Genomic DNA, 2,861 nt, shown 5'->3' on the forward strand with positions numbered 1-2,861 from the left:
ACCCCACCAAAAACTAAGATTAGTAATCCATTTATTGTTTGGCTTCAATTTTTTAAGTTGCCTTTGCTTTAAATGTGCTTTAAGCTTGTCATTCTCTTTTATAGCTTTTATTTGGTCATTATATGCAGCTATTTCCTTAGTGTGCTGTTGTTGACCAAATCCAGGGTCAAGAATGTGAGCAGCAGTGACAATCCAACCTTCGTCATTTAAAATAATAAAACTCCCTAATCCACATTCAACTGTTTTGTCAAAGAATCTCATTGAGACAATTACTGGGTAAGTGAATTTACTTGCTATTTCGTAAGCTTTTGAAAACATATTCGTCTATTTTTTAATTAATGCTAACTAGTTTATATGTTTATAAAAGTTAAACTATACCACCCAAATGTAGGGGATATGTATATGTTTTATGTATTTATTATAACTCAAAGTCATCTAGTGGGTTATGTATATTTTCTTTACTCTTAGTGCTTACATGTGTATATATTTCCGTCGTTTTACTCGAACTATGTCCTAATAGTTCTTGAATCATCCGCAAATCAACGCCACTATCTAATAAATGCGTTGCAAAGCTATGTCTTAAACAGTGTAGTGTAAAAGTAGTCTTATTTTTATTATTCCCAAAGTATTTCTTGAAAATATTTTGAAGGCTGGCAGTAGAATATGGTATTCCTTTTTCCAAACTTTCTATTAAAAACTCTTTTGGACGATAAGCCCTATAATAATTTATTATAAGTTTCTTGAGCTGCTTTGGTAGGGGTAAGGTACGATCTTTAAACCCTTTAGCATTTTTTATATGTACCAAATTGCTGTCGAAACTAATGTCGGAAATACGTAAATTTAATAGTTCGCTCCGCCTTAAACCTAAACCGTAAATAGTGCTTAATGCCATTTTGTGCTTTAAGTTGCTTATCTTTTCTAAGTTTTGCTTAATTATTTGTATCGGAATAACTTTTGGGAGTTCTTGTGTTTTTCTGGGCCTTTCTGTACGCTCAAACTCAAGTTGTATGCCGCGCATTTTTAAATAATATGTTTTAATTGCACTTATGGTTTGATTCTGAAAACTGCTGGAAATATGGTTGGGAATAATAAATTCTGAGTTGTATCTAAAAAGTTCTTCTTCGCCAATAATATCAACTTCTTTATCATTGAAAAATCTGAAAAATGAATCAAGATGATTAAGGTAGGTATCTACGGTGTTTTTGGCATATCGTTGATTCTGCATCCAGTTTTTAAACTTTATTAATTCTTGCTCTTGCTCCTTACTTAAAGGCTTTTTCTTTAAAGCTATTAATGCTTTATTGGGCTTTTTGCGAGATCTGCTAAAAGTATTTTTTACCTCTTCATCTGTATTCTCATTTTTGTGTGTAACAAAAGCACTATAGTCGAGATACCAACTCTTTTTTTGTTTTATATGATTGAAAATACGATTTATAATCGTACTATCATATTCAATAAAATATTGTTTGCGGTTTTTACTCCAACGAATTCCCTCCAGTTTTTCGATATGATTATGTACTGCTGTTGATTCACCACAATCGAAAAGGACAAATTTTTTGTCTAAATAACTAAGAGGTTCAATGCGTATTATTTCTGAAGGATGATAGGTGTTCATACTTTTGCGATTTGAAAATTGGAATTAAGTTAAGAGGTATAGTTTGACTTTAATAATGCTGATGCGAAGTTTTTAGCTACGCTTAATAATTCCAATTGATTGACATCTCAAAGTTAGAAATAATATTTAAAAATACAATCTCTTGAAGCTTAAAATCTTTCTAAATGGCTTCTGTTTAAACGGAATATCTAAAAATTCCATTGCAAACGACTAAAGTACATTTGTCCAATATCGCCATATTCTGTGCCTTTATCGCCCCAAAAAGTTTGAGCAATAAAGTATAAGCTTACATTATCGCTAACAGAAATGTTTACCGAAGGCCCAATATAAAAAGAACCATCATAAGGATTCATCATTCCTGAGAAATCGAAATTAATTAAAGGCGTTATGGGGTAGGAGACACTCGCAAATAGTGCAGCTAAAGATTGGGTATAATCCAAAGCGGAAATATTCTCCATCATCGTAAACATAGAACGGGAAACCTTATCTTTTGAGCCTGCTGAGTTTAATAATCCGCCAATATTAATAAACAGACTATTTTTAAACATATAATTTGCTCCTAATGAAGCAATTAATGCTTCTTTTAAAAGTGGATTATCTGTTTTTGGAGAATAATAAGCTGCTTCGCCATTGATTCCCGCTCCGCCAATATTTCCAGCAAAGCCCATTCCTCCAACCCAATATTCATCATTCATCACGCCTCCCATAAACTGAAAATCGTAATTCCACAAATTGAAAGCATATTTGGCTGCGTAAGTCGATTGATCTTTTCCGTCAATTTTATAGGCCAATTCCAAAGAGGATGTCATTCCTGTATAATACTGAACGCGCACAGCATCAGCTCCAGGACGTTCGGGATAATTAAAATCGAGGTAATTAAAGCTGTTAAAAATATCATTGGGTTGCCACACCATATTTATTCCCCAATTAATCCGCTGTCGGCCAATAGTTAGCGTTAGCTTGTCTCCATTATATTGAAAGAATAATCTATCGATATTGGAAAAAAGAACTCCATTATCATCTTGATGCCAAGCGTGAGTTAAATTCATCCAGCCCAAATCTTCGGTGTACATCGAATTATAAATACCGTTCAGTTTGCTGTTTAATTCATAAACCAAATCGCCAAAAATATAGCCTGTCCGAACGCCAAGGGAGAAGTGAATTTTATCGTTGGGATACCAATTGAGATTTAATCGGTTGTTGAGGCTGCTATAACTGTATAATTTATCTGCGTTCAGTCCAATAC

The 2,861-nt window shown here is 33.3% G+C and carries 3 protein-coding genes; all 3 read right to left on the reverse strand.

The genetic code is table 11. The features are described 5' to 3' along the window. Positions 1–318, reverse strand: a 318-nt coding sequence (locus tag J7K39_00100) for a hypothetical protein (protein ID MCD6178281.1), incomplete at its 3' end; no start/stop codon positions are given. A 100-nt stretch (positions 319–418) separates the two neighbouring features. After that, positions 419–1,615, reverse strand: coding sequence for a tyrosine-type recombinase/integrase (locus J7K39_00105; protein ID MCD6178282.1), 1,197 nt, complete (start codon positions 1,613–1,615; stop codon positions 419–421). 188 nt (positions 1,616–1,803) lie between these two features. Then, on the reverse strand, positions 1,804–2,861 hold a 1,058-nt coding region (locus J7K39_00110), incomplete at its 5' end, for a hypothetical protein (GenBank protein ID MCD6178283.1).

It is taken from the genome of Bacteroidales bacterium (genome assembly GCA_021157585.1).
In the GTDB taxonomy this organism is placed as follows: Bacteria; Bacteroidota; Bacteroidia; order Bacteroidales; family UBA12170; genus UBA12170.